This window comes from Microbispora sp. GKU 823 (genome assembly GCF_002027145.1).
In the GTDB taxonomy this organism is placed as follows: domain Bacteria; phylum Actinomycetota; class Actinomycetes; order Streptosporangiales; family Streptosporangiaceae; genus Microbispora; species Microbispora siamensis.
This window is the reverse complement of the sequence record NZ_MWJN01000245.1, coordinates 1-1,409: the sequence shown is the minus strand read 5'-3', so window position 1 is coordinate 1,409 and position 1,409 is coordinate 1. Positions and strand designations below refer to the sequence as shown.

At 66.7% G+C, this 1,409-nt stretch carries 1 protein-coding gene; it reads left to right on the top strand.

Annotated features, from left to right (window positions below; translation table 11 throughout):
- Positions 1-117: 117 nt before the first annotated feature.
- The gene (locus B1L11_RS44510) at positions 118-1,353 is read left to right on the top strand and encodes an IS256 family transposase (protein ID WP_079321120.1); all 1,236 of its coding nucleotides are present in this window, start codon (positions 118-120) and stop codon (positions 1,351-1,353) included.
- Positions 1,354-1,409 lie beyond the last annotated feature (56 nt).

The following is a 1,409-nucleotide window of genomic DNA, read 5'->3' as shown; positions in this document are numbered from 1 at the left end:
CACGGGAGTGGTGTAAGAGTTTCCGCTGGTAGAGGCGTGGCGTCGTGAAATGAGGACGGCCATCGCGTGATCCTTCGTGATTGCGAAGTCAAGATCGAAGGAGAAGAAAGCGATGGCGTGAACGACAGTGTGGACCCTGGCGCGTGGCTGGCGGAGCAGATCCAGGCGCAGGATCCGGATCTGTTGCGATCCATGGTGAAGACCATGGCCGAGGCGTTGATGTCGGCCGAAGCCGACAACCTATGCGGCGCCTCCTACGGCGAGCGCAGCAGCGAGCGGACCAACTCCCGTAACGGTTACCGCAAGCGGGAGTGGGACACCCGCGCGGGCACGGTCGAGCTGGCCATCCCGAAACTGCGGCAGGGCTCCTACTTCCCGGACTGGCTGCTGGAACGTCGTCGGCGTGCCGAGCAAGCCCTGGTCAGCGTCGTGGCCACGTCCTACCTGCTGGGAGTGTCGACCCGGCGGGTGGACAAGCTGGTTGAGCAACTCGGTATCGCAGGGATCTCCAAGAGCCAGGTCTCGGCGATGGCCAAGGTGCTCGATGAGCAGGTGGAGGCCTTCCGCACCCGGGCCTTGGACGGCGGCCCGTACACCTTCGTGTGGCTGGACGCCCTCACCCAGAAGGTCCGCGAAGGCGGCCGGACGGTCAACGTGCACGCCCTGGTCGCCACCGCGGTCAACGCCAACGGGCAACGGGAGATCCTCGGCTTGGAGGTCACCTCGCGGGAGGACGGCGCCGGCTGGCTGGCATTCCTGCGCGGCTTGGTCGCCCGCGGCCTGTCCGGGGTGCAGATGGTCATCTCCGATGCCCACCTCGGGCTGGTCGAGGCGATCGGCGCCACCCTCCCCGGAGCCTCCTGGCAGCGCTGCCGCACCCACTACCTGCGCAACCTGCTCACGACCGTCCCGAAGTCGGCGCAGCCGTGGGTGGCGACGCTGGTGCGCACCATCTTCGATCAGCCGACCGCCGAGCAGGTGCACACCCAACATTCCTGGGTTATCGACGCTCTTCAGGCGAAGTACCCGGCAGCCGCCGACCACCTGGACGCCGCCCGCGATGACCTGCTGGCCTTCGCCCAGTTTCCCCGGGAGATCTGGAAGCAGATCTGGTCGAACAACCCGCAGGAGCGGCTGAACAAGGAGATCCGCCGCCGCACCGACGTCGTGGGCATTTTCCCGAACCGGCAGGCGATCATCCGCCTGGTCGGTGCCGTGCTGGCCGAGCAGACCGACGAGTGGACCGAAGCCCGCCGCTACATAGGCCTGGACGTGTTGGCCAAAGCCCGCCTACGGGTGATCCCCGGCGACACACCGGACCAGGAACAGCTCCCGGACAGCCTCACCGCATAACCTGCAGAAACGGATCACGCGGTGGCAGCTCGTACACCACTTCCCTGGACGTGACC